This is a genomic window from Aeromicrobium sp. P2_G6 (genome assembly GCF_056403535.1).
Genome location: NZ_JBFUFH010000005.1, coordinates 288,055 through 313,130 on the forward strand (window position 1 = coordinate 288,055; position 25,076 = coordinate 313,130).

At 65.4% G+C, this 25,076-nt stretch carries 21 protein-coding genes and 1 tRNA gene; 12 read left to right on the top strand and 10 right to left on the bottom strand.

What is annotated here, in order from left to right; all coding sequences use genetic code 11:
- The first annotated feature begins 164 nt into the window (after window positions 1–164).
- The gene (locus tag AC1DVU_RS17100) at window positions 165–1,433 is read left to right on the top strand and encodes a tyrosine-type recombinase/integrase (protein ID WP_476923666.1); all 1,269 of its coding nucleotides are present in this window, start codon (window positions 165–167) and stop codon (window positions 1,431–1,433) included.
- An 18-nt stretch (window positions 1,434–1,451) separates the two neighbouring features.
- Here AC1DVU_RS17100 and AC1DVU_RS17105 read toward each other — a convergent pair whose 3' ends face one another.
- The 7 genes from AC1DVU_RS17105 to AC1DVU_RS17135 form a co-directional block, all read right to left on the bottom strand.
- The gene (locus AC1DVU_RS17105) at window positions 1,452–2,699 is read right to left on the bottom strand and encodes a Fic family protein (protein ID WP_476923667.1); all 1,248 of its coding nucleotides are present in this window, start codon (window positions 2,697–2,699) and stop codon (window positions 1,452–1,454) included.
- A gap of 95 nt (window positions 2,700–2,794) precedes the next feature.
- Window positions 2,795–3,016, bottom strand: coding sequence for a helix-turn-helix domain-containing protein (locus tag AC1DVU_RS17110; RefSeq protein WP_476923668.1), 222 nt, complete (start codon window positions 3,014–3,016; stop codon window positions 2,795–2,797).
- Window positions 3,016–3,246, bottom strand: coding sequence for a helix-turn-helix transcriptional regulator (locus AC1DVU_RS17115; protein WP_476923669.1), 231 nt, complete (start codon window positions 3,244–3,246; stop codon window positions 3,016–3,018). Before AC1DVU_RS17115 ends, AC1DVU_RS17110 begins: the two co-directional genes overlap by 1 nt.
- A gap of 203 nt (window positions 3,247–3,449) precedes the next feature.
- Window positions 3,450–6,083 (bottom strand): MobF family relaxase, encoded by a 2,634-nt coding sequence (gene mobF / locus AC1DVU_RS17120; protein ID WP_476923670.1) that lies wholly within the window; start codon window positions 6,081–6,083, stop codon window positions 3,450–3,452.
- Window positions 6,084–6,431: 348 nt separating this feature from the next.
- Entirely contained in the window at window positions 6,432–8,051 is a 1,620-nt protein-coding gene (locus tag AC1DVU_RS17125; protein WP_476923671.1) for a CocE/NonD family hydrolase, read from the bottom strand.
- A 38-nt stretch (window positions 8,052–8,089) separates the two neighbouring features.
- Complete coding sequence (locus AC1DVU_RS17130; protein ID WP_476923672.1) at window positions 8,090–9,517, bottom strand: amidase; 1,428 nt, start codon at window positions 9,515–9,517, stop codon at window positions 8,090–8,092.
- The gene (locus AC1DVU_RS17135; protein WP_476923673.1) at window positions 9,510–9,995 is read right to left on the bottom strand and encodes a hotdog family protein; all 486 of its coding nucleotides are present in this window, start codon (window positions 9,993–9,995) and stop codon (window positions 9,510–9,512) included. The genes AC1DVU_RS17130 and AC1DVU_RS17135 overlap by 8 nt, the downstream gene beginning before the upstream one ends.
- A 152-nt stretch (window positions 9,996–10,147) precedes the next feature.
- Between AC1DVU_RS17135 and AC1DVU_RS17140 the strand changes: the two genes are divergently transcribed.
- The gene (locus AC1DVU_RS17140; RefSeq protein ID WP_476923674.1) at window positions 10,148–10,750 is read left to right on the top strand and encodes a TetR/AcrR family transcriptional regulator; all 603 of its coding nucleotides are present in this window, start codon (window positions 10,148–10,150) and stop codon (window positions 10,748–10,750) included.
- Here AC1DVU_RS17140 and AC1DVU_RS17145 read toward each other — a convergent pair.
- On the bottom strand, window positions 10,747–12,900 hold the full coding sequence (locus AC1DVU_RS17145) for an acetate--CoA ligase family protein (RefSeq protein WP_476923675.1): 2,154 nt from the start codon (window positions 12,898–12,900) through the stop codon (window positions 10,747–10,749). The two genes, AC1DVU_RS17140 and AC1DVU_RS17145, sit on opposite strands and share 4 nt — an antisense overlap.
- Before the next feature lie 422 nt (window positions 12,901–13,322).
- Here AC1DVU_RS17145 and AC1DVU_RS17150 point away from each other — a divergent pair, with 422 nt between their 5' ends.
- The 6 genes from AC1DVU_RS17150 to AC1DVU_RS17175 all read left to right on the top strand — a co-directional run bounded on the left by AC1DVU_RS17150 (window position 13,323) and on the right by AC1DVU_RS17175 (window position 18,975).
- The gene (locus AC1DVU_RS17150) at window positions 13,323–14,831 is read left to right on the top strand and encodes an ABC transporter substrate-binding protein (RefSeq protein ID WP_476923676.1); all 1,509 of its coding nucleotides are present in this window, start codon (window positions 13,323–13,325) and stop codon (window positions 14,829–14,831) included.
- A gap of 28 nt (window positions 14,832–14,859) precedes the next feature.
- The gene (locus AC1DVU_RS17155; protein WP_476923677.1) at window positions 14,860–15,840 is read left to right on the top strand and encodes an ABC transporter permease; all 981 of its coding nucleotides are present in this window, start codon (window positions 14,860–14,862) and stop codon (window positions 15,838–15,840) included.
- Window positions 15,840–16,691 (top strand): ABC transporter permease, encoded by an 852-nt coding sequence (locus AC1DVU_RS17160; RefSeq protein ID WP_476923678.1) that lies wholly within the window; start codon window positions 15,840–15,842, stop codon window positions 16,689–16,691. The genes AC1DVU_RS17155 and AC1DVU_RS17160 overlap by 1 nt, the downstream gene beginning before the upstream one ends.
- An 89-nt stretch (window positions 16,692–16,780) precedes the next feature.
- Window positions 16,781–17,692: an ABC transporter ATP-binding protein gene (locus tag AC1DVU_RS17165; RefSeq protein WP_476923679.1), complete on the top strand. Its 912-nt coding sequence runs from the start codon at window positions 16,781–16,783 to the stop codon at window positions 17,690–17,692.
- Window positions 17,689–18,516 (top strand): ATP-binding cassette domain-containing protein, encoded by an 828-nt coding sequence (locus tag AC1DVU_RS17170; protein WP_476923680.1) that lies wholly within the window; start codon window positions 17,689–17,691, stop codon window positions 18,514–18,516. The genes AC1DVU_RS17165 and AC1DVU_RS17170 overlap by 4 nt, the downstream gene beginning before the upstream one ends.
- 48 nt (window positions 18,517–18,564) lie before the next feature.
- Complete coding sequence (locus AC1DVU_RS17175; RefSeq protein ID WP_476923681.1) at window positions 18,565–18,975, top strand: MarR family winged helix-turn-helix transcriptional regulator; 411 nt, start codon at window positions 18,565–18,567, stop codon at window positions 18,973–18,975.
- On the opposite strand, the gene AC1DVU_RS17180 is transcribed toward AC1DVU_RS17175, so the two are convergent.
- The gene (locus tag AC1DVU_RS17180; RefSeq protein ID WP_476923682.1) at window positions 18,976–20,796 is read right to left on the bottom strand and encodes an MOSC domain-containing protein; all 1,821 of its coding nucleotides are present in this window, start codon (window positions 20,794–20,796) and stop codon (window positions 18,976–18,978) included.
- 103 nt (window positions 20,797–20,899) lie between these two features.
- Here AC1DVU_RS17180 and AC1DVU_RS17185 point away from each other — a divergent pair, with 103 nt between their 5' ends.
- Window positions 20,900–22,312: an NAD(P)/FAD-dependent oxidoreductase gene (locus tag AC1DVU_RS17185; protein ID WP_476923683.1), complete on the top strand. Its 1,413-nt coding sequence runs from the start codon at window positions 20,900–20,902 to the stop codon at window positions 22,310–22,312.
- A gap of 11 nt (window positions 22,313–22,323) precedes the next feature.
- Window positions 22,324–22,659: a cupin domain-containing protein gene (locus AC1DVU_RS17190; RefSeq protein ID WP_476923684.1), complete on the top strand. Its 336-nt coding sequence runs from the start codon at window positions 22,324–22,326 to the stop codon at window positions 22,657–22,659.
- A 443-nt stretch (window positions 22,660–23,102) separates the two neighbouring features.
- Here AC1DVU_RS17190 and AC1DVU_RS17195 read toward each other — a convergent pair.
- Window positions 23,103–23,176: transfer RNA gene (locus AC1DVU_RS17195), tRNA-Arg, on the bottom strand.
- Window positions 23,177–23,270: 94 nt separating this feature from the next.
- On the opposite strand from AC1DVU_RS17195, the gene AC1DVU_RS17200 reads away from it, so the two are divergent.
- Together AC1DVU_RS17200 and AC1DVU_RS17205 are read left to right on the top strand one after the other, a co-directional pair.
- Window positions 23,271–24,209 (top strand): CE1 family esterase, encoded by a 939-nt coding sequence (locus tag AC1DVU_RS17200; protein ID WP_476923685.1) that lies wholly within the window; start codon window positions 23,271–23,273, stop codon window positions 24,207–24,209.
- Between the two features lie 4 nt (window positions 24,210–24,213).
- On the top strand, window positions 24,214–24,990 hold the full coding sequence (locus tag AC1DVU_RS17205) for an HAD-IIA family hydrolase (protein WP_476923686.1): 777 nt from the start codon (window positions 24,214–24,216) through the stop codon (window positions 24,988–24,990).
- Window positions 24,991–25,076 lie beyond the last annotated feature (86 nt).

The window sequence follows — 25,076 nt, forward strand, 5'->3', positions numbered from 1 at the left end:
TCCAGGGGTCGCCCATGCTCACTGCAATTCCCGTAATATAGACTGCAATGACAGGCGCAATTGCGTGCGACAGTGTGTTCAAGAGTGGCCACGAATACCCACCGTAGGCCAAGAGTTAGGGCACCTGGAGGGCACAAAATCGGGGGAGGTAACCATTGCTGAAGATGACGCCAGCAGCCAAAGCGAAGCTAGCTGCAGACCTTAGGCGACGCCGAATCGCTGGTCGAGGTGGGTTCGGAACGCTCCGGCAGATGTCCTCTGGGCGCCTCCAAGCCCGATATGTCGGCCCGGACCAACGGCGCTACACCGCACCGCTGACGTTCGACACGCTCACGGACGCTGATGAGTGGCTGGCCGTCGTGCGAGGGCAGATCGCGCTGGGCACGTGGGTCTCACCAGACGCTCGACCCGCGAACGTCCCGCAATCCACGATGACGCTCGATCAGGTGTTCGCGGCCTACATGGGCGAGGGTGATCTCAAGCCGCGGACCCGCGACATCTACACATACCAGTGGGAACGTCTGATCCGTGCTGACAAGCCCGGCGTGATCGATCTGGGCGACCGGGATGCGGCAAGCCTGACGCCGAGTGACGTCGCCGAGTGGAGAGCCAGCTTGCCACCCGCCCCGCGACAACGACAGCAAGCCTTCGACCTCCTACGCGCGGTGCTTAACCTCGCGATCGAACGCACGGAGCTGGCGAGCAACCCAGCAACCACCAGCCGCCGGAAGACTCAGGGCAAGGTCGTGAGGCGCAGGGACCCGAAGCGGACATTCCGCTTGACTCGGGAACAGGTCGAGACCTTGGCTGATGCCATGCCTCCGCAGTATCGGTTCGCCGTCCTGCTGTCGGCGGGCACCGGCGTCCGGTTCGGTGAGATGGCCGCCCTCCGCAGGAGCGACCTGACCATCCTCAGGGACGATGCAAAGGTGATGACCAGGGCGCGCCTGCGGATCGAGCGCGCCGTCTCGCTGGCGAAAGGACCAGACGGGCGCAAGGCGGTCGTCGAGGGGACACCGAAGACTGACGCTGGCATCCGGACCGTGGCCATCCCATCGAGGCTGCATGACGAGCTGGAGACGCATCTGTCGAAGTACGCCGCACGGGGGGCCGACGGACTCCTGTTTCCTGGTCCATCAGGCGGTCATCTGACGTCGAGCGTCCTCTACGGCGAGAAGCCCGGCGTGCGCAAGCATGGGAAGGGGCGCCAGCATCCGAGCAAGGGCCGTGGCTGGTTCCGCGCTCGTGTCGAAGCTGGCGTGCCAAACGCTCGTTGGCACCTCTTACGCCACACGGCGATCTCCGATGCGGTCGACGCCGGGGCTCGTCCGGCAGATCTCCTGGCCCGCTTCGGTCACACCGATCTGGCCACCTCGGCGATCTATCAGCACTCGGCGGCGGAGGCCGATGACAACCTCGCCGACCGGCTCTAGCGGGCATATCGCGCCGAGCTAGAGGGGCCGGGGTGGGCCGAGCCTGGGCTTACGGTCCTTGGTGTCGCCGCCGCCGACGCGGTTGCTTCGTTCGGTGAGGGCGACGAGGTCAAGGTGCCGGTCGGCGGTCCAGCAGATCAGTCGGCCCTTCTCCTTCGCGCGTCCCAGGATGCCCGCTTCGGTGAGCTCGGTCAGAGCGCGGTGCGCGGCTGCGGGCGACACCTGCAGGCGGGTGCTGACGGACTCGGCGGTGAGAACGGGGTCGGAGGCGAGAGCGTCGAGGATCCGCAGGACCACCGCGTCCCGGCGTGGCACCGCCGGGTTCAGGCCGCGGTCGCGGCGGAAGGCCACCAGCTGGGTGTGCACCTGTTCGTCCAGTGCGGCGATGTCCTGCGAGAGTTGGACGGCGTTGCCGGTGGCGCGTTCGGCGGCTTGGGCGAAGCCGGCCACCCATTCGTCCAGTCTCGGCGGGTCGGCCCGGTAGTCGGTGAGCCCGGCGATGTAGGAGTCGGTGTCGCCGGCGAAGACGGTGCTGATCGGGATGAGGGTGTTGCGAAGCGCGTCCGCTCGGCGCAGGACGGTGTGGATGAGGGCGCGCCCGGTGCGGCCGTTGCCGTCGATGAAGGGGTGGATCGTCTCGAACTGCGCGTGAACGAGTGCCGCCCGCACAACGGGGTTTCCGCTGGTGGCGGTGGCGAAGCGGGCGAGGTCGGCGACCAGGCGCGGCACCTCGGACTCCGGAGGTGGCACGAACTCCGCTCGCAGGGGTGACCAACCCGGTCCGCCAACCCAGTTCTGCTCTTGCCGCAAACCACGCTGCAGGCGTGGCTCGATGACCTGCTGGAGGTCCACGATGTCATCGGTCGTGATCGGCCGGTCCCGGTCGGCCAGGTCGGCGATCGCGGCCTCGGTCGCCCGCACGTTCGCGACCACGTCCAGAGCCTGTCTTGGGCCTTGGTGCAGCAGTTCGGCGATCGCAAGCCGTTTCGGGGTGACCCGGTTGCCCTCGATCCACGAGGACGAGATGGATTCGGAACGGATCAGCAGGTGGTTCAGGTAACGACCTCGCGCCCCGATCCGCTCATCGGCCCGCGCGAGTACTGCCAGCGCGTCCTCTGCGGCCGACTGCGCTGCCGGCCCGAGGACCGGAAGATGATCGCCCAGCTCGTCTGGGACATACGCCGTGTAGCAGCCCGGGGTCCGGTCCTTCCGGCTCAGGCCACCGGCGTCGTCTGGGCGCCACCAGCGCTCGACATGCTCGGCCATGAGGGCCTCCCGTCCACGGTTTGAACTTCTACTTTAGATATCCTAACCGAGAAGTACTCAGCGGGCCGTCACGCTTAGGTCGCCGGGGACGCTGTTCATGAGTTCTTCCTCCACGGCTGGGCGGTTGGGATGAGCCGAGCGGCTGCTTCCAGGTCGTCGAGTCGGATGCGAATGTTGCGGCCTCCGAACCGGTACGCGGGCAGGGTGCCGTCAGCGATCCGTCGCCGGATGGTCTTGACCGACTGTTCGGTGATCTGCGCGGCGTGCTCCAGGCTGACGTAGGTAGGGACCTCGCGCCCCGCCTGCTGCGCAGTCATCAGCGTGACTTCTGGGTGCTGGCCTGCTCCTCGAGCCAGGCCCAGACCTCGGTGCGCCAGTAGCGGACCGATCGTCCGATGCGGAAGCCTTGGGGGCCTGTGCCGAGGTGTCGCCAGTAGCGCAGTGTCGCTTCGGGGACTCGGACGAGCGCGGCGACCTCCTTCAACGTCATCAGTTCGTCGTCGGTATGGGAAAGCTCGCGGTGCAGGGAAGATGGTGTGGTGCTCACGATGGTTCTCCTCGATCTGGGCCGGTGGGCCACGACTTTGGTTGGCTCCCAAACTGGGCAGGGGATGTCGCCGGATTTGTCCCCCCGGGTGCAAATTCGAGGGGGAACGTTGGCGTGAAGATTGGCGTCGTCGCAGGTCAGGGCAACGTCCCCCCGAATTTTGGATTTGTTCTCGGGATGGGGTTGCCAGTTGACGTTCCTGGTCAGAAACCGATGCTCGGGCCGGACCCGGGACGGCGGGACATCTTGGGAACGGGTTCGGACGGTCGACGTGTCCCGCGCGCCGATCGGTCGTGCTCCGCGAGGCGCTGAGGATCGATGTAGGGCTCGTACTTGGCGGCCTCTTCGGCGGCGAGTCGTCCGGCGTGGGCAGGGCCGAGGTCGGCGCGGTTGCGGGCGAAGGTGAGGAGCCATTGTTGGCGGGCGTCGTCGAGGTTCTCGGCGATCAGGTGCGCGGTGTTGGCCTCTCGGCCGCGGGTCATGGCGACGTAGGCCGATGCGGCGCCGGTGTGTTCGCCCAGCACCAGGTGGGCAGCGCGGGTGGTTTCGCCTTGGGCGCCGTAGACGGTGGAGGCGTAGGCGAGCTCGACGTACTGGCGTGCATATTCAGCCGAGACCTCGCGTGCGCCTGCCTTTCCGGTGAGATGGACGGTGCCGTCGTCACGCAACGCGGTGACGGTCCAGGTGTCGCGGTTGGCGACGCCGAACTCGGATGCGTTGCGCCGGGTCGCCACCCGGTCGCCGACCCCGATCCGCTCACCGTCATGGGTGACGAGTGCGCGGGAGTCGTCGACCTGCCCGCTGGCGATGAGGCGGTCGCGGACAGCTTGGTTGAGGTCGGCTACCTGTTCGCGGGTGTCCGCCACGACGAGCGCTCCGGTCGTGGCCGCGTCACTGGCGAGCGCTGCGGTGCGCGATGTTTCGTCGGCGTAGAGGGCGACCTGACCGCGTTGCACCAGTTGGTCGAACACCGTCTCTGGGTGCTCGCCAGAGCGCATGGAGAGGCTGAGGGTCGCGTACTCGGGGTCGGTGAACCGGTGAACGCCGTCCAGCGTCACCGTCGCGTCTAGGTCGACCCAGCGTGCCGCAAGATCGAGCACGCCGCCGCGTCCGACGGCAGGCAGCTGGTGACTGTCGCCGATCAAGGCGAGGCGTGCGCCGGTCTCGTCGGCGATGACTGTCAGTGCTCGGGCCGTGTCCTGGTCGAGCATCCCTGCCTCGTCGATCAGCAGAAGGTCGCCACGACGCAGACGGGCATCGTCGGATGGGATCGAAGGTTTGCGACTCCAGCGACTGTCGTCGTCCCACGAGAATCCGTATTGATGGGCGAGCCACGCGGCGGAGTACGCCCGGGACCCGATCTCCGCCGCTGCTACGTGTGCTGCCTTCAACGTCGGCGTGACGACCATCATTCGCTCGCCGGCATGAGTGAGGGCGGTCCCGGCGGCCGCGAGAGTTGCCGTCTTGCCGGCGCCAGCAGCTCCCTCGATCACGACGAGACGGTAGGTCCCGGCCAGACGGGCAACTGCTTGCGTCTGCGCTTCATCGAGGTTCTCGACGTCGACCGGCTCCGGCAATCCCGGCAGCGACGCACGTGACGCGAAGGATGCGCTCAGGTCGGCCTCCACCGCGAGCACGTCGCGGGACGTGAGGGACCGGATGTGTTCGGGTACGCCCTCGTTCTCGAGCAGCGACACGCTGGCCGCGACAGCCCTTGCGGTCAGGTCTTCGGCCAGCTCGATCCGCACTCCGGGGTCAGCGACGACCCCCTGCCTGGAGATGAGCTGCTCGACCGAGCCGCGTATGTCGGCGGCGTTCCACGCTGATCGTTTTGTGCCGAGTCGCGACAGGACTGTGGTGACGGCTTCGTCTCGGTAGAGTGCGCCCGTACGCGTCGCGGGCAGTCTCGCTGGGCGGGTGGGGGAGCGGAATCCGAGCTGGTGCAGCTCATCGACCCACCGGTCTGTCAGCGTCGCGCCATCGGTCGGGATGACCTTGTCTGGGCGTGCCTCCGACCAGGCCCGCCGGTCCCAGGTGCGCAGGAGATCCCGGCCTGGCTCAGCGCCCGGGTGGGCGTCACGCCACGCGGCCTCATATCGCTCGATGTTCCTTCCGATCTGACGGGCTCGAGCCGAGAACGGCCCGGCGAATCCGGCCAGCTCATTCACCTCGCCCGACTGACTGTCGAGGGAGAAACCGCGGTCGGCGAGCGCCTGTCGAAACTGCGGATCGCACATCACGGCGGCGTGGCCGATGCCGTTGATCGCGTCGATCATGTCGCGGACGCCGACAGTGTGGAGCCCTCGCCACTTGCCTGCGGCCCAGACGCGTGCGTTGATCTGCAGGTGTAGGTGACGATGTGGGTCGCCGGCACGGGACGTGTAGTGGCGCACGGTCGCGGCCTCGATCCGCTCGACCGGGGCCTGCACCTGCCGTCCGCGTGGGCCGACGCGGGTCGTCGCGTGCTGTGCCAGCCACCCGATGATCTGCCCGGCGGCCCGATCCTGCGCTGCGTCGTAGGCTTCGGCGATCTTCGGGTCAAGGGCAGCGGCCAGCGACCAAGTCTTCGGACCGTTGACCACGACCTCGACGAATCGCACGGCGGACGAGTCCTGACGCAAGCGGCCACGTGATTCTCCGCTCAGCGGATCTCGGCCGGCCACCCACGCCTCGTACATGTCACCGTCGAGTGCACCTGCGGCCTCGACACCATCGGGCGTTGCGACGAAGCGTTCGGCCAGACCGGTTCCCTCGGCGAGGTAGTAGTCGTCCACGCGGGCGTGATCGGTCTCGACGTAATTGCGGGCGGCAGCCGGGTTGCCGCGGTAGACCTTCACACCACCATGCACGACTCATCACCTCAAACGACGTTCAACGACATGCCCGAAAATGCGTCGTGGGCCGCCCGTTGCCGGGCGACCCATCTACGTCCTTCGTAGCATGCGTGCCGGACGATTTTGAAGGCTTCGAGGAAGGTGTTTGGGACTGAAATGTCAGCGATAATGCGGAAATGGTTGATTGTGATTGAACATGCCGAGTGAAGTGTCAGCGGAGGAGGAGGTCGAGCGCGTCGCGTACGTCCTACCACTCGGCTGGGATGAGGATGGCCCAGTGTGGACCGCGGCGCCGGCGCCGGGCTGGCCGAGAACTATGCCGGCCTCCTCATCGGCTTCTGAGCGCTAACGTCAGTCGGCCGCTCCGAACGTGAGGGAGGATCGGCTGGGATCGAGCCATGCGGACTGAGACGCAACCGGTGAACCCAGCGTCAAAGTCTCGCTGACGGGTCCGAGTGCGTAGAGCGGGAACAGGCTGCTGCTGATCGCCAGACGCAGCCGGTGCCCGGCTCGGACGCGATAAGCCGTGTGGCCCAGGTCGACGGTGGTGTGTGGAGCATCCGGCGACGTCTCGGCGATCGCCGCGCCTTCGCGGATCAGGTATGCCGCACCAGACGGGTCGACATCCAGCAACCGGACAATCACATGGCCGGACCCGCCCGAGGACCCTGCGGCGATCTGCGCCGTCACCGGGCCAAGAATGTCGAGGTCTTCGATCAACGGTTGCGACGTGAACGTGGGGACATCATCGCGTTCGTGGAGTGCCGACTCGTCCGGGAGGTCGAACAGGATCCCCCAGTCGTCCGCGATCGGCGAGGGCACGGGTTGGCGAGGGTCGTGCGTCCATCGCGCCGGCTCCGCGTCGAGCTCAGGCGTCGTGGACAGACTTCCGCCGGCGCGACTCTGCGTCGCATCGGGCCCGTCACCGAGGTGGAAGGTCGTGCCGCGGACGACCGGCGGTGGCCAGGACGTGGCAGAGCGCCAGTCATCGTGTGCCACCTTGAATCGGACGGTCGGCGCGTCCCAACGATCTGTGTGGCCACTCACGTAGTGCCGGAGAAACGAGATCGGTTCGTCCAGCATGCGCGGCAGATAGGCCGCCAGCTCATCGTCATCCTCGTGGTGCCGTCGACGCTCGCGTTCCTCGGGCTTGAGCTCGAAGTCCTCGTGATCGGATGCGTTCATCCGCAGGAATTGGTGCTCTGCCGCAGGCGAGCTCGCCGCGAGGGACCAGTCCAAGAGCTGGGCGTGCTGCAGGTTGTCCCACCACCCGCCGACGTGGAGTGCAGGGACGTCGATGACTTCGGAGGGACGCGGTCCGCCGAAGACCGACTCGATGAACGTCCCCTCTCCGACTCGTACTTCTAACTCGTGAATGATCCGGGTGATCCGGTCAGGATCCGCAGGCAGGTGGAGGGTGGTGTCGGCCGTAGTCGCCAGCGGATCGTCGAGCCCCAGGGCTTGGGAGAAGGTCTGGACGATCCATTCGTAGAACGGGATACGAGGTACGGAGCTGGCTGACAGAACCTCCGCGAGCGCCGTCCCGGTGACCCTGGGCACGATGGCCTTGAGGGCCGGATGCCCGGTCGATGCGGCCGCCCACTGGGTGAAGCCGTAGTACGAATCCCCGAGCATGCCCGCCCGCCCGGTCGACCACGGTTGCCCGCTGATCCAGTCAAGCGTCGCCGCGCCGTCCGCTGCTTCGTTGACGAATGGGTCTGGTTGCCCGCCTGACCTGAACTTTCCGCGCACGTCCTGTGCGACAACGGCGAACCCGTGGTCGTTGAGGTACGCCGCGATCTGAGGGATGAATGTGTATCGGCCGCACTTGTCGTAGGGGAGCCGGATCAGGACCGCGTCGAGGTCCTCCTGCTGTTCGGGCAGGTAGACGTCGGTCGCGAGAGTGACCCCGTCGTATGCAGGAACGTCGACAGGTGTGGCACGCAGGTCAAGGGCAGTCGGAGCAGTCATCGGGCGCCTTTGTCGAGGGTTGAACGGGGATCGGTCGGCTACACGGGCGGGCGCCGCGAGGACCAGTCGGTCAGCGACTCGTACGCGGCTGCTGCGGCGAGGATCGCGGCGTCGGCATGTCGTGGGCCGATGAACTGGATTCCGACGGGCAAACCTTCCGCGCTGAATCCGCACGGCACGGTGACCGCCGGGAGGCCGGCGTGGCTAGGCGGTTCGGTCAGGCGGTGGAAATCTGTGGCAGGGTGGCTGACGGGCTTCCCGTTGATCTCGGTCGGGCCTGCTTCGCGGCCAGGGTGAGGGAATGCCGTCACCGGCATGGTCGGGGTGACGAGAATGTCGAAGGACTCGAACACCTCCGCGAAACCGTTCGATATCTCGCCTCGGGTTCGCGTGGCCGTTCGGTAATACTCCAGGGCGCCCAGCTGCTGACCCTGTCGGGCCATTTCCAGCATCATGGGATGCACGGTGGAGGAGTCCGTGGCGCCGGAGAGCAGGTCGTCGCCGAGCTCGTCGGCGAACGCGGGTGTCCAGAACGCCCGAAAGTAGGAAACTGGGTCGGGGAGGATCAGATTGACCTGTTCGACAGCAGCTCCTCCCGAACGTAGGTCATCGAGTGCCTGCTCCACGATCTGGCGTACCTCATGATCGACCTCGGCTGTGCCGAAGTCAGGCGAGTAGGCAACACGCATCCCGCCGAGCGACGCACCGATCGTGGCACCGACCCAGTCATCCGACGTCCACGGCAAGGACAGCGGATCCCGCGCGTCCGGACCTACGGCCACTGACATCAGCAGGGCGGCGTCGCGGACGTTGCGCGTTAGCGGCCCGTCTGTCCCGACAGACTCCCAGGGGGTCTGCACCGGGAAACGCCCCATCGATGCCTTTAGGCCGACGACGCCGCAGCACGCCGCCGGTACGCGGATCGACCCGCCGCCGTCGGACCCCCAGGCGAAGGGCGCAACGCCGGACGCGACGGATGCCGCCGCCCCACCGCTGGAGCCACCCGAGGTGTGAGTCTTCGCCCAGGGGGTGCTGGTGCGTCCGGTCAGCTGGCTGTCGGTGACCCCGAGCATGCCGAACTCCGGTGTTGTGGTCTTGCCGATCAGAATGGCACCGGCCGCCTTGAGGCGTGACCAGGTGACGGCATCGCGTTCAGGGATGTGGTCGCTGAAGCTCTTGGACCCGTACGTCGTACGTACGCCGGCCGTGTCGCACAGGTCCTTGACCGTGATCGGCACGCCGTGGAGTGAACCCAGATCGGCCTTGGGGTCGAGGAGTACGCGCTCTGCGACCTTGGCGCCTGCCAGCGCCGCGTCAGCAGTGACGGTGACGAAGGCGTTGATCGCCGGCTCGACTTCTTCGAGTCGCTCCAGGACCGCGGTGACGGCCTCGGTGGGCGAGATGTCCCGCTCCCGGATCTTGTCAGCGAGCTCGTGTCCCGCCATCCATACGATCTCGTCATTCATGCGTCGACCCATTTCCCATCGTCCAGAGGACTCGCCATTCTGCTGTCATCGCCGGCTTGGTTCTCCCGCGTACCTCGAACCAGCAGCTCAGAAGCAGCAGGTAGCCGTCACCGCGGGGTGTCACCTCGGCGACGGTGCCACGGATCCTGAAGGTGTCGTTGGTCGTCAGGGGACTGACGAAGCGAACCCGGTCCAGGCCGTAGTTCCAGCCGGTCCAGGCGGGGTCGTCGATGTACAGGACCTGATTGGAGAGGTGGTCGAGCAGACCCAGCAGGTGGAATCCTTCGATCAGGCCATCCGGAAAGTTCGAGCCTTCGAGAGCGAACGAGTTTTGGTCGGTGTACGTGGCGAAGTCGAAGGGCTCAAGGCGATCGGCGTCCACGGAGAACCAGCCTCCGGTGAACTCGCGCCCCTCCAAAGTCGCGATATCGCTCCAGCTGGACGACACGACGGTGGTGTCGGCGGTTGATAACGTCACGGAGCTTCCTCGGGGTCGAATCAAAGTGTAGTGATCACTATAACTGGGGAATGTAGCGGTTACTATAGTTGCCGTGCACGCGATCGCGGGACTACCGGGATTGTCTGTCGCGCGAGCGGTTCTCCGCGTCTGATCGGGTCCGAAGGGGAAAAATGGCACGCCATGTCGACCACGCAGAGCGCAAGCGAGAGATCGCGGAAGCAGCGATCCGCATCCTCGCCCGCGGTGGCGCGTCAGCGCTCACTCTGAAGAGCCTCGCTGAGGAGCTCGGCGGGTCCATCACGCTGGTCACCTACTTCTTCTCCACCAGGGCGGAGATCTTCACCGCCGTGGTCGACGACCTCGTTGCCGGGTACGACGCCGAGCTCGCTCAGTTGGAGGAAGGGGCAGATCCGCTCGGACGCCTGAAAATACTCCTCGAGTGGATGTTGCCGCTGACCCCGGAGGACGTCGCGAGTGAAGCCGGTCGGATCGCACTGATCCCGCACCGTGGTGAGCACGCGAGCATCGACCGCTTCTTCGATGTCATGGAGTACCGCATGAGAGGTCTGCTTCGGTCACACCTCATCGAGGTCGTGCCGGCCAACAGGCTCGAGCCCGCGGTCAGCCTGTTGCGGGCGACTGTCAACGGATTGGTGCTGTCGGCGGTCGAGCACCCGAATCTGTGGAGCAGGGACGAGCAGCTGGCCGTGATCGACTCGGCATTGCGATCGTTGAATGTCGGAGTGGACGCCAAGGCGCCCCTGCCGTCCTAATCTGTGCCAGGGGTCGTGTTGCGAACGAACAGCGAGTCCACGACAACGGTGCGGCCGGTGACGTGCTCGATGAGGACTGGGTTGAGGTCCATCTCGTCCACAATGTCGCCCAAGTCGTACGCGAGCCACGAGAGTCGGGAGACGAGCTCGGTGAACGGTTCAATCCGGGTGTGTGGGGCGAGGTTGCGATAGCCCTCGAGGAGGCTGCCGAGCCGGGTGGTCGAGAGCATCTGCGCCGCGTGAGCCTGGTCGATCGGGGCCAGCGCTTCTGCGGAGTCCCCGATCAGTTCCACCAGAGTTCCACCCATTCCGAGGCCCATCGTGGCGCCGAGGCGCGAGTCCGCCACATAGCCGACAAATGCTTCGAACGCCTCGCCCACCTGCTCCTGCACCTCGAATCCGGTGATCCGCGCATCCGGGGCTTTGAGGCGCACGTTCGTCAGGGTTGTGTCGGCGGCTCGCAGCAACTCTGACTCGGTGCGGATGCCGAGCACGACGCCGCCGACATCCGATCGGTGTGGGATGTCCGGTGAAGCAATCTTCAGCACGACCGGGAATTGATGTGCACGTGCCCACCCGACGGCCTCTGCGGCGTCGGCGACGGTAGCCGACGGGACGGTGGGCACGCCGTACGCGGCAAGCGCCTCGTCACGCAGATCGCCAGTGAGAGCCTCCGCCTGCAGGAGGCGACGGCGAAGCCCGGCGATCGTTTCGGCGCTCGGGAGATCCGCTGGTCGATGGGACGGCCCGCGAACCGGAGCCTTGTTGGCTGCGGAGGCACGCAGCGCAACAAGGGCGTTGCGGATTCCCCGGATCACTGGGACATCGGGACCCGCGAGGTCCAACGAGCGCTCGTGGATGCTGATCGACGAGCTGGAAGCAATGACGAATGGCCGACTCGGATACTGGGCGGCGGCTGCGCGTACTGCGGAAGTGTAGGTGTCCTCGAACTCGAGTTCCGCCATGCTCAACGTCTGCTGCGCATCGAGCACGACCAGCACGGCGTCGAGGTGGTCGTCCGCTGCCAGCGTCACCAAGGACTTGTCATAGGCGTCTTCGCCGGCGACAACGCTGCCCCCGGCGTCGAGAGGATTGTGAACCGAGACGTCAGGCAGGAGGGCTTCGAGCACGCCTTGGGTGGCCTCATCGAACTGCGGGAGCCCGATCCCGAGATGGTCGGCCAGATCGGCCGCCATCGCAGCTTGGCCTCCCGAGATTGTGACGACGCCGACGCGGGTGCCCTCGACGGAGCGGTCGCCCAGGATCGAAAGGCACTGCAGCGTGCTGGACAACTCGTCGTAGTCACTGACTAGAGGGACGTCGAGTGCTTCGAACAGACTGGTGTACGCGGCATCGCGGGACAGAACCGCACCGGTGTGGGCAGTCGTCGCCAATCCGCCGAGGTCCGTACGGCCCACCTTGAGCGCGACGACCGGTTTGCCGGCCGAGCGAGCAAGGCGGATCGCTTCGCTGAACGCTTCGGCATCGCGGATCGACTCGATCACCAGGCCGATCACTGCCGTCTGCGGGTCCTGAGCCAACCACGAGACGTAGTCGGCCGTCGTGGCGCCGAGCTCGTTGCCGGTCGAGATGACCTTCGAGAACCCGGAGGGAGCCGCAGATCGGGCGACGAAGATCGCTGCCGAGCCGGATTGCGTGACCAAGGAAATGTCGCCCTTCGGCAGATCCATGAGGATGCCCTCGTCAATCCACAGCGGGATGCGGGCGGAGACATTGATGAGACCCATGCAGTTGGGCCCGTGGACCAGCATGTCGCTTTCTGCCGTGAACTTCTGGATCGCGCCAATGTCTTCTGGTGTAAGTCCAGCGCTCGGTACGACCGCTGCAGGGCACCCGATCGAGTCAAGATCGCGCAATGCCTGGAGCACTGCTCGTGCCGGAAGCGCAACCAGCGCGACGTCGGTCTGGAGGCCGGCCAAATCGGTGATCGCGGCGTGGGCAATCAGCCCCTCGATGACGCCACCAGAGGGATTCACAACGCTGATCTTGCCTGCGAATCCAGAACTCTGGAGATTGCGGATCGCTTGGTTCCCTCCGGCGTCTGCGCGCCGTGCGGAAGCCCCGATGACGGCTACGTGCTGTGGTGCGAACAGCGAGTCGAGCTGCGAGGTGGAACCGAGCGTCAGCATCTATGTCCTCCAAAAGAGTGTGTAGTGGGCACTATACAAATGAACGGTTCAACAGGCCAGCGCGGTCAGGCCGAGATTGCTCATCAGAACGTCGAATACTCCGGTGGTGCCGGGATTCGAGCGAAAATCGGCCGCTTTATGTCAGGAAGGCTGATGATTGTTACGTTCGCGAGAAATATCGCCAGAAGGCTTGTTCGATCCATAGTGGATGCTATAAATTCGCCTCTACGTAACGCGGGTCACATGGCCCGGCGCCCAAGTTTTGAGGAGTTCGGATGTCCCAGTCGAAGAGTTTCGTGAGAGGGCGCCGCAGGTACGCTGCGGCCGCTGCGGGGATGTCGCTGCTGCTCGTGTCGGCCTGCTCAGGAGGGTCGAGCGCTGACGACGAGACTCCGAATGTCTCGGACAACCTGGTTTCCTCCATGTCTCCTGCCAAGGGTGACATCGACAAACTCACCTGGAACCTGACCGCAGGTGAGCCGGACACGCTCGATCCGCGCAACGCGGCAACCTACGGCGGCGGCCAGGTCACGGGCAACTTGTGCGATCCATTGGTGCGCGTCGATGCCGACTACAACCTCACCCCCAACCTGGTGTCGTTCAAGCAGGAGAGCCCGACGAAGCTGGTCTACACACTCGTCGCGGACGCCACCTTCTGGGACGGCAAGCCCGTCACCGTCGAGGACATTGCGTTCAGCCTCAATCGTGCCAAGGCCCCCGAGTCGATCGTGAGCTTCATCTACGCCAACGTGAAGTCGATCGACGTCACCGGAGACAAGGAAGTCACGGTCACATTCACCAAGCCTGACGAGCTCTTCAACAACGAGATGAGCACCATTGCCGGACTCGTCGTGGAGAAGGCGTACGCGGAGGAGAACGCCAAGACATTCGGAACGTCGGCGGGTGGCCTGATGTGCAGCGGACCCTTCAAGCTCGAGAGCTGGAAGAGCGGCGACAGCATCACGATGAGCCGCAACGACAACTACTGGAACGAGAAGTACAAAGCGCACGCGGCGACGGTCAAGTTCACCTTTGTCACCGACTCGACGGCATTGACCCAAGCACTGAACGCCGGCGAGATTGACGGAGCGTATGAAGTCTCACCTGATGCGATCAAGCCCCTGAAGTCAGATGGCAGGAACGCTGTGGTGTTCGGTCCGTCAACCCAGTCCCTCAAGCTCGACGTGGCAAACCCCGGTGGGGCGACGGCAGACCGGATCTTCATGGAGGGTCTTCAGAAGATCGTGGACCGCGATGCCGTGGCGAAGGTCATCTACAAGGGTGCAGCAACGCCTCTGTACTCCTTCATCACACCAACCACCTGGCCCAACGATCAGAGCGACCAGTATGAGAAGGCCTACGACGTGCTGGCGAAGGATCGCTCGTTCGACCCTGCGGCTGCCAAGAAGCTCATCGAGGAGTCGGACTACGACGGTCAAGAGCTGGTCGTGGCGATCCCAGCCGGGAACTCCGTCTTGTCCAAGACCGCGCAGCTGATCCAACAGCAGGCCAAGCAGGCAGGGGTGAAGATCAAGATCCAGTCGCTTCAGCCCCTGGTGTTCAGCCAGGCCGGATACGACGCCACCAAGCGCAAGGGCATCGACTTCCTGCTCAACTCCTCGTTCAATGGTGTGCAGGATCCGTTGGAGCCGGCCGGCTTCGTCTACCTGCCCAAGGCGTTCTACAACTACACCGAGTTCGACGACGCGGCAGTGACCGACGCGTTGAACACCGCCCGCGAGACCTTCGACGGGGACCAGCGCGCGAAACTCTTCATCGAGGCACAATCGAAGTTTGAGGAGGCGTCGGCGACGGTTCCCCTACTCAGCACGAACACGGTGACCGTCCTCAACAAGAAGTACACCGGTGCCGTGACATCGTTCGCCTACTGGGCCATGCCCCAGATGGCGTTGATCGGAGCAGCCAAATGAGCTCGAAGTCTGGATGTCGCTCGTGAGCGTGAGTACTCCTGACGTCGCCGCCGGCCCCTCGCGGGGCCGGCGGGCGGCGCCGCCATTGCGGCTGATCGCAGGAGCAGCGGGCACTGTGCTGGCGGCCTCATTCGTCATCTTCTCCTCACTCAGCCTGGCGCCCGGCGACCCTGTGTCGCAGATCCTGGGGCAGAAGGCGACGCAGGCCCAACGAGCCGAGATGAGGGCGCAGTTGGGACTCGACGACCCCCTGCTGGTGCGCTACTGGCACTGGTTGACCGGCGTCTTCCAGGGCGACTTCGGCACATCTCTGACCTACCGTCAGAGCGTCTCGGGGTTGTTGGGACCACGCATCTTGACGACACTCACGTTGGTGGCGATGTCAGCGGTGCTCATTCTGTTGCTCGGGGTTGCGTTGGGAGCCTTCGGCGGCACGAATCAGCGATGGCGACCCGTGGTGAACGGCATCGTCGGGCTTGGTGTCGCCATCCCCGGATTCGTCGCCGCGAGCGTGCTGATCAGTGTCTTCGCGGTCAAGCTCGGCTGGTTTCCGACATACGGCGCGGGTTCAGGGTTCGTGGATCGGATCTGGCACCTGACGCTGCCGGCCGTGGCGCTATCGCTGGGCTGGACGGCGTACGTCGCCCAGATGACTGCGGCAGCCGTGAAGGAAGAAGCTGGCAGGGAGCACGTGATGACCGCGACCGGGCGAGGTCTTCCCCGCCAGATCGTCTTCCGCCGTCACATCATGAGGAACGCGTCGATCCCCGTCCTGACCGCGTCTGGGCTCACCGTCGCCGGCTTGGTCGCCGGATCGGTCGTGATCGAGTCTGCCTTTGCGATCGACGGCATCGGCTCCCTGCTCGTCAAGAGCGTCTCCAACAAGGACTATTCGGTCGTCACGGCGATCTCGCTGCTGATCGTCATTGTGTTCGTGTTGATAACCACCGTCATCGACGTCGCACAGGCAGCTCTCGATCCTCGGCTCCGAGACGGAGGGAAGCCTTGATGAGCACTCTGACGGCACGTCTCAGCAGTGGGCGTACGAGGACCGGCTCGGTCGACAAAGTTGTGCTCGTCTTCGGAACGATCTGCGGATTGTTGATTCTCATGGCGGTGTTTGGGCCGCTCCTGGCCCCGTATCCGCCCTCACAGACGGACGTCCTCGCGACCAGCCAAGGGCCGAGTGGCCAGCATCTGCTCGGTACGGACTCGTTGGGCCGCGACATCCTCTCTCGTTTGCTGGCCGGCGCTCGGCTCAGCTTTCTCGGTCCCGGCATCATTGTGGTCGTGAGTGCCACGGCCGGCACGGCATTGGCGATAGCCGCGGCCTGGCATGGCGGGTGGCTCGATCGGGGACTCAACCGCATTCTGAACGTCATGTTCGCGGTGCCCGGGATCCTCGTCGCGGTGCTCGCGGCGGCGGTGTTCGGGGCTGGGTTCTGGGCACCTGTCCTTGCCTTGTCGCTCGTCTACATTCCCTACGTCGCGCGCGTCGTGCGCTCGGCGGCGGTGCGCGAGCGCCGGATGCCGTACGTCGAGGCGTGCGAGCTCGCCGGGTTGTCAGCGTGGCGAATCTGCACCCGCCACATCCTCCGCAACGTCTTTCCTATCGTCATGGCACTGGCCACGATCGGGTTCGCCTCAGCGTTGATGGATTTTGGTGCCATGTCGTTTCTTGGGCTGGGTGTGCAGCCGCCGAGTGCCGAGTGGGGGCTCATGGTCAGTGACGGTCGCTCCGAGCTTCTTGACGGCGCCGTGCAGCAGAGTCTTTCAGCCGGCGTCCTCATCGTCCTGACCGTCGTGTCGTTCAACATCGTCGGTGAGCGCCTTTCAAGTCGTATCGGAGCCAGCGGATGACCTCAGATCGGTTGCTCAGCATCGAAGGCCTCAGGGTCGACCTCCCGAGTCGGTCGGGGTCGCGCGAGCGAAGGACCGTCATCCACGACGTGACTCTGAGCGTGGACGACGGAGAGTCAGTCGGACTCGTCGGCGAGTCCGGTTCCGGCAAGTCCATGACCACCAAGGCGATCATGCGGCTCCTGCCGCCGGGAGCGAAGGTCTCGGGGGACTTGACCTTCCGAGGGGAGTCGGTCCTCGGCTACTCGCGCAAGGAGCTGGCGGCATATCGGTCGCGCAAGGTCTCGATGATCTATCAGGACCCGCGCGCCCACACCAACCCGTTGATCACGATCGGTGACTTCCTGGTCGAGGGTGTCGTTGCCACGGGACAGATGAGTCGAGCCGACGCGCTCGACCAGGCGTGCGCCTTGCTGGCGGACGTGGGCGTGACCGACGCCGAGCGGCGGATGCTGCAGTATCCGCACCAGCTCTCCGGCGGTCTGCTTCAGCGAATGATGATCGTGATGGCGCTGATGTCGTCACCTGAGCTCATCCTCGCCGATGAGCCGACCACGGCGCTGGACGTGACGGTCCAGTCCGAAGTCATGGCGATCCTTGCCGAGCAGATCCGCGAGCGGTCGCTGGGAATGCTGTTCATCACCCACGACCTCGATCTGGCAGCGGCCGTCACGGACACACTGGCCGTGATGTACGCCGGTGTGATCGTCGAACGGGGACCATCGGTCGATGTGTATTCCAAACCACGGCATCCCTACACCGCAGCGCTTCTTAAGTCGCGGCCGAGTGCGGTCAAGGTCGAGCGGCTCGAGACCATCCCCGGCCGACCGATCTCCGCGTACGAGGCAGGCACGGGCTGCGTCTTCACCGCGCGGTGTCCCTTCGCGACAGACATGTGCCGTGAGGTGCGCCCTGAGCTGCGTCAACTGGGCCGGCAGTCGGTGGCGTGTCACCGGGCCGAGGAGATCGCACCGGAGCTCTTCGAAGGACTGAGCGCATGACGACACCTCTGCTGGACGTACACAACCTTCGTAAGGTCTTCCATGTCGGCCGGGCAAAGGGCCGCTCCGTGGAGTTGGTCGCTGTCGACGACGTGAGCTTCTCGCTGGAGCGGAACGGCTCACTGGCTGTGGTCGGCGAGTCGGGTTCTGGCAAGACGACGACCGCGCGAATCATCGCAGGCCTCGAGTCGGCGACGGGCGGCTCGATTGAGCTCGACGGGAAGCCGCTCGCCTCACCGGACAGCCCTCGATCGCGTCGGCTCAAGGCACGAGAGATCCAGATGGTCTTCCAAGATCCGTTCGGATCGTTGGATCCGCGCCAAAAGGTCGGTGCCTGCATCGACGAGCTCTTGAAGGCACATTTCGACCAGGGCAAGAAATGGCGGAAAGAGCGGACCATGGAGCTACTGGCCCAGGTCGGACTCGACGAGAGGCATGCGGACGAGCTGCCACGCCGACTCTCGGGCGGTCAGCGTCAGCGAGTGGCCATTGCCAGGGCACTGTCGCTGGAACCGAAGCTGCTGATCCTCGATGAGGCGGTCTCCGCCCTCGACGTCAGCGTCCAGGCACAGGTGCTCAACCTGCTCAGCGACATTCGCGAGTCCCTCGACGTCACCTATCTCTTCGTCTCCCACGACCTTGCCGTGGTGCGGCAGATCAGTGACCACTGTGTCGTGATGGAGCGCGGTCGAGTCGTGGAAATGGGGCCTACCCGGACCGTCCTCGACGCACCGACCGAGAACTACACGAAGCAGCTCCTCGACGCGATCCCTCGGCCGGGTTGGACTCCCAGCCGGCGCCGTGCAATGCCGACGGCGGTCTGAAGGGTGCAACGCGTGTCAGCCCGACCTGAAGTCGCCACGGGATCAGACGTGCCCACGCTCTTCTACGCCGTCAAGCAGGTCGAGCAGGTAGTGCGGGTCAGGCTGGAAGCTGTCCTTCGCCCCCACGGCATCACTGTCGTGCAGTACGGGGCGCTCACTGTCCTGCAGCGGCGCGGGAGCATGACGTCGTCTGAGCTCGCGCGAAATGCTTTCGTCACGCCGCAGTCGATGGCGGAGATGATGTCGGTGTTGGAGGCGCAGGCGCTCATTGAACGCGAGCAGGACTCGGTCGATCGCAGGCGTCTCAATGTCGCCCTGTCCAGGCGGGGCCAGGAGTTGCTCCAGAATTGCGAGGCGGAGGTTGCCGAGCTTGAGCGCATCATGCTGCGTGACCTGAACGATCAGCAGGTCAACGTCTTGAGATTGGCGCTCAACAGCTGTCGGCAGTCACTCGCCTAGTCAAGCGATGACGACGTCGGACGTTGGAACGGCGCAGCATATGAGCGCCTGCCCCGCTGGCGCCGGCGCGACCGGGTCGATCGTGTAGAAGATGTCGCCGGTGACCTTGACCGCACACGTGCCGCACGCACCAGCCCTGCAGCTCGCCGGAAGACCCTCGCCCTGCTGATCCGCGAGCTCGAGCAGCGTTCCGCAGGACGAGTCCCACTGGTGGACCTTTCCCGATCTCGAGAACTCCACCCGGAAAGGCCCCGGCGCCGGCGCTTCTCTGGGCTCGAAGGTGTCCTGGCGAGGGGAGTAGAAGGGGTCAGAGTGGATGGCGTCGTCGCCCACGCCGGATGCCACCGCAGCGGATCGCATGTCCTGCAGAAAGGCCGACGGACCGCATATGTGCACCTCGGTACTGCATGGTTCGCCAATCAGAGAGCTGACGAAGGCGGGTGAAGGTCTTCCTGTGTCGTAAATCCCATCGTTGAGGCCCGGCGCCGTGAGGAAGAGGCGGTGCCGGACGTTTGGCAGCAGCTGGGCCGCACGCTCGATCTCGTTCCAGTGCGGAATCGTCCCCCGGGATCTGTCCACGTGCACGAAGTCCACGCGGCGATCGCTCTCGGCTGCCAGCAAGGCACGAGCGATCGCCAGTCCTGGCGTGATGCCGATCCCGGCGCTGAGCACGATCAGGTGGTCCGAGCCGTGGGGATCGGCGGTCGCGTCCCCGAACGGCCCGGAGACGACGACATCCGAAGAGGCCCGGAGCCCGTGAATGATGGGCGACGCTAGACCGTCCTCGTATCGGCGCACGGTGATGCGAACGCCGTCATCATCGATGCCGGAGATGGTGTAGTTGCGCCACCACGGCCGCTCGGCGGTCGTGTTGTGAAGACGTAGATGCTGGCCGGGCGCCGCGTTAGCCAGGGTCCCGGTGGAGTCGCGAATCATGAGGCTCACGGTTCCCGGTGCGGGCGCCTCGGCACGCGAGACCGAGCCGGGCCGTGGCGCGGAGCGCGATTCGTTCGGGGTGGCTCCGACGAGTCCGGTTGCTGACCGCGGCCGACTGTCCCAGCCCACCGGATCGCCGTCCTGAACCTCTCCAGGCGTGACCACGCGCGCGTACACGCCGCAGAACAAGTGCCCGAAATGCGTGTAGAGCGCGCCCGGAAGGTTGATGTCTGTGCCGCCCTGAGTCGGGTCTACCGAGATGGCTCGGCATCGCTCGATGGGGCGAAGGACTTCAAGCTCGACGCTTCCGATCGTGATCGTTCGCCCGATGAGGTGCAGTTCGCTCCACGGCTCGTCGCTGTCGAGGTAGAGGTTGGCCCGGAATCGGCGCGGATCGAGATCGCGGCCGACGGCCCGTCCGACGGCCCGCACGGTGGCCTCGTTGATGATGGAGATCGGCGCGTCGGCAAGGTCCCAGAAGTGGCTCCCTGACGAGACCAGCCGAGCGGTTGTGGTGCTGGTGCCGAACCACGTGCTCACGGTCTCCGGCGGGAGCGCCGAGTCGTCGGCGATGGCGCCGCTGGAGTCCAGGGTGACCGCCGCAGTCTCGCCGCGGGGTGTTCGAAGCTCGATCTTGGCCCCGTGTTCGCTCTCGATGGCCCAGGCTGAGAAGCCTCCGAGATCGGGTCGGGCGTCCAACGCATGGAAGGCGTCGTAGGTCGTCCAGGTTCCGAACGGGCCCAGCGGGACCCGGTCATGGGTGAGGCCCAGGACGCGGTCGAGCGCGATGCCGGCCCGCCCGAGCTGGGCGGAAGTCAGTTGCTGCCCGCCGAGGCCTTTGACGGGATACCGCCAGATCTGGGTGACACGAGGTGGCGCCGCCACGATTTCTCCTTTGGATCCGCGCGCGGAGGTTGCCCGCAGTGACGCGAACTGATTTTATAGTACTCACTATAATTAGTCACGAGCTAGAGGACGAGGACGTCATATGAAGCACTCGACGGTGTTCGAGCGCGAGGCCCCGCCCGCCGCCGCGGTCGCTGCGGTGCTTGATGGGAGTCGACAGTCGGTCTTCTGGCTGGACGAACTAGAGCAACCGGCCTATCCGACCCTCCATGGAAATGGCCACGCGGACCTCACGGTGGTGGGCGGCGGGTATTGCGGTCTGTGGACCGCGGTGCTCGCGAAGCGTCGCAATCCTGGCGCACGGGTCGTCCTCCTCGAAGCCGAGAAGATCGGGTGGGCGGCATCGGGTCGCAACGGGGGATTCGTCGAAGCGAGCTTGACGCACGGTGAGGAGAACGGCCGCAGCAGATGGCCCGAGGACTACCCGGCACTCGAGCGTATGGGCCACGAGAATCTCGCCGCCCTGGAGTCCGATGTGGTCTCTCTTGGGCTCGCGTGCGACTTCGAGCGCACCGGTGTCATGTCAGTTGCGTACGAGCCGCACCAGGTCGCCTGGCTCTCGGAGATGCAGGACGGCGCGCTGCTGGGGGAAGGTGAGGTCCAGGCCGAGGTCGCGAGTCCCATCTTCAAGGCCGGTCGGTGGGTCAAGGACGACTGCGCCCTCGTGCATCCAGGACGCCTCGCGGCGGAGCTTGCACGAGTGGCCGGCGACCTCGGCGTCGAGATCCACGAGCACTCAGCCGTGATCGGCCTCGAATCCTCGCGGACTGGCCCGGTCAAGGTGCGAACAGCCAGAGGTGACGTCGCAAGCGAACGTGTCGCGCTCGCCACCAACGTCTTCAAGCCGGTGCTGAGGCGCTCGCGACTCATGACCGTGCCGGTTTACGACTATGTCCTGATAACCGAGCCCCTCAGCTCCTCGCAGAAGGCAGCGATCAGCTGGTACAACCGGCAGGGCTTGGCCGACCTGGCCAATCAGTTCCACTACTTCCGGCTGACCCGGGACGATCGCATTCTTTATGGGGGATATGACGCGGTCTATCACGCCGGACGCAAGGTCAAGACCGCGTACGAGGATCGCCGCTCGTCGCACGAGAAGCTCGCATCGCACTTCCTGACGACGTTCCCGCAGCTCGGGGACATCCGGTTCAGTCACCGATGGGCGGGGGCGATCGACACCTCGACCCAGTTCTGTGCCTTCCAGGGTCTGGCTCGGCGAGGTCGAGTTGCGTACGCCGCTGGGTTCACCGGATTGGGTGTGGCTTCGACCCGATTCGCGGCCGAGGTCATGCTCGACCGGTTGGCGGGGGAGAGCACCGAACGTACCCAGCTCGAGATGGTGCGAAGGAAGCCGCTCCCATTCCCGCCAGAGCCAATCGCCAAGATCGGCATCGAGGCTACGAAGTGGTCGCTCGACCGAGCCGATCACCGGGAAGGCCGCCGCAACCTGCTGCTACGCACTCTCGATCGGCTCGGCCTGGGGTTTGACTCGTGACGAGCCGGCGCATGATCGCGGCCGACGCAAGAGTCAGCTTGCTCGCGCCGGATCCGCTGGACCCGGCCGCCGTGTTCGATGGAGAGCCGATCGTCTCCTCGAGGGATCTCGCAGTGGCCGGGGATCTGGAGATTGGCGTCTGGGAGATCACGCCGGGTGTCGTCACGGACACGGAAGTGGACGAGATCTTCGTCGTTCTGTCGGGCCGTGGGAGCGTGACATTTACGGATGGTGAGGTCCTCGCTCTGGCACCCGGCGCCGTCGTACGCCTTCGTGCCGGCGAACGCACGGTCTGGTCCGTCACCGAGACCATACGGAAGATCTACTTCCTTCTGCCCGTGCCGTAGTTGCGCTCGTCGAAGTCAAGAACGGGAACATGTCGAGCAACGAGCCTCGGCCGGCGACGACCTCGACACGTCCAGTCGCAAACGAGGCCGGTGACGTCGATGCGTTCGATGGATGAGCCGAAAGCACCTCCAGACTCGTTCCCATTCATCGTCCGCGATTGCGCACCCCCCGGCGTACCCCGGCGGTGAGATGGGCTGGCCCGAACCCACGAATACAACTGAGATGAGGGGGAAAAACTCAGTCCCGAATCACTAGGGTGAGGATGCTCATCGAGCTGTCGGACGCCTGGGAATGTAGCTCACGTCGGGGGCTGGGGCAGCGCCCGGAGAGGGCCACTTGCCGGGATTGCAGGGCCTCCGGAGGGCACGTAGAGGGCACGTAGCCTAAACTTCGTGAGATCCAGCGAGGATTTTTTGCGGTAATTACAGTGAAAACAGTGCTGTGCCCCCGACAGGAATCGAACCTGTGGCCTACCGCTTAGGAGGCGGTCGCTCTATCCGACTGAGCTACGAGGGCGTGAGGACTCAGGTTATCCAGTCTTGGTCCCAACCCATACGATCGCCTCTATGTGCCACCGCAACCCACGCCTGTGTGCGGCGGGATCCGGGCAGTGAGGCGGCTCCTGGTCCTTGCCGTGATCGCGGCACTTCTGGCGGCAGGCGTGGCGTCGTGCGGGAAGGCCGACACGATCCGCAAGCCGCGCGACGAGTGCGCGCCGGCACGATCCCTTCCCTCGGGATCCACGGAACGGACGATCGACACCGGCGGCCAGCAACGCCGTTACCTGATCCACGTGCCGCCGGGATATGACGGCTCCACCAAGACCCCGCTCGTGCTGCTCTTCCACGGCCTCGGCGGCACCCCGCAAGCCGTCATCGACACGACGAGCATGGACACGCTGGCCGACAAGAACAACGCGATCCTCGTGGCACCGCTGGCTCGCGGGCGGATCACCGAGTGGGACTTCCGTACGCCGATCAGCGAACCGACCTCCGACCTGGCGTTCGTACGCGACCTGGTCAAGGGGGTCAAGGCCGAGGCGTGCATCGACTCCTCGCGGGTCTACGCCGCGGGCTTCTCCAACGGCTCGGTCCTCGCACTCGCGCTGGCCTGCGACGGCACGACGAAGTTCGCCGCGTACGGCGCGGTCTCCGGTCCCTACTGGAGCGACTCGTGCCGGTCGTCCCCGCCGGCGTCGATCATCTACTTCCACGGGCTGAGGGACAAGGTCGTCCCGTATGCCGGCGCCAAGACCGTGATCGGGCCTCTGCCGCCGGTCAACGACGTCATGGCGAGCTGGGCTGCGCATGACAGCTGTCCGGCCGCCAGCGCCACCACGACCGTGGCCCAGCACGTGCGGCACTTCACCTGGACGAAGTGCAAGGACGGCTCGGACGTCAACGTCTACGTCGTCGACAACGGTGGTCATCGCTGGCCGGGAGGAACCCCGGTGCCGTCGGGGCACGTCTCGGGCGTGATGACGCAGGAGATCGACGCCAGCGCCTTGATCTGGCGATTCTTCGAACGACACACCGCTGGTGGACAATAGGCGTATGACCAAGGCGATCGAGACGTGGCTGACCGACATGGACGGCGTGCTCGTGCACGAGGAGAAGGCCATTCCCGGAGCGGCTGACTTCATCGCCCGCCTGACCGAGACAGGACGCAAGTTCCTCGTCCTGACCAACAACTCGATCTTCACGCCACGCGACCTGTGCGCCCGGTTGCGCGTCGCCGGCATCGACCTGCCGGAGTCGGCCATCTGGACCTCCGCGCTGGCCACCGCCAAGTTCCTCAGCGAGCAGCGTCCCGAGGGGACGGCGTACGTCATCGGCGAGGCCGGCATGACGACCGCCCTCCACAACGTCGGCTACATCATGACGAGTCGGGAGCCCGACTACGTCGTCCTGGGCGAGACCCGGACCTACTCCTTCGAGGCCATCACCCGGGCCATCCAGCTGATCGAGAACGGTGCGCGGTTCATCGCGACCAACCCCGACCCGACCGGCCCGTCGCCCGGCGGCTCGCTCCCAGCCACTGGGTCGGTCGCGGCGCTCATCACCAAGGCGACCGGCGTCGAGCCCTACTTCGTCGGCAAGCCCAACCCGCTCATGATGCGCAGCGCGCTCAACCAGATCGAGGGCCACTCGGAGACGACGGTCATGATCGGCGACCGCATGGACACCGACGTGCTGTCGGGTCTCGAAGCCGGCCTGCGTACGTTCCTGGTGCTGACCGGGTCGACCGCTCCGGGCCAGATCGAGCGCTTCCCGTTCAGGCCGACCAAGATCTTCGACTCGATTGCCGACATCGTCCCGCTCGTTCAGTAACCGCAAAGTTACCCGGAGGTAACGCGAGCGCCGCGCGGATTGTTATCCTTTCGTAATCTCCGGGCGGTCCACCGACTTGCGCCGGA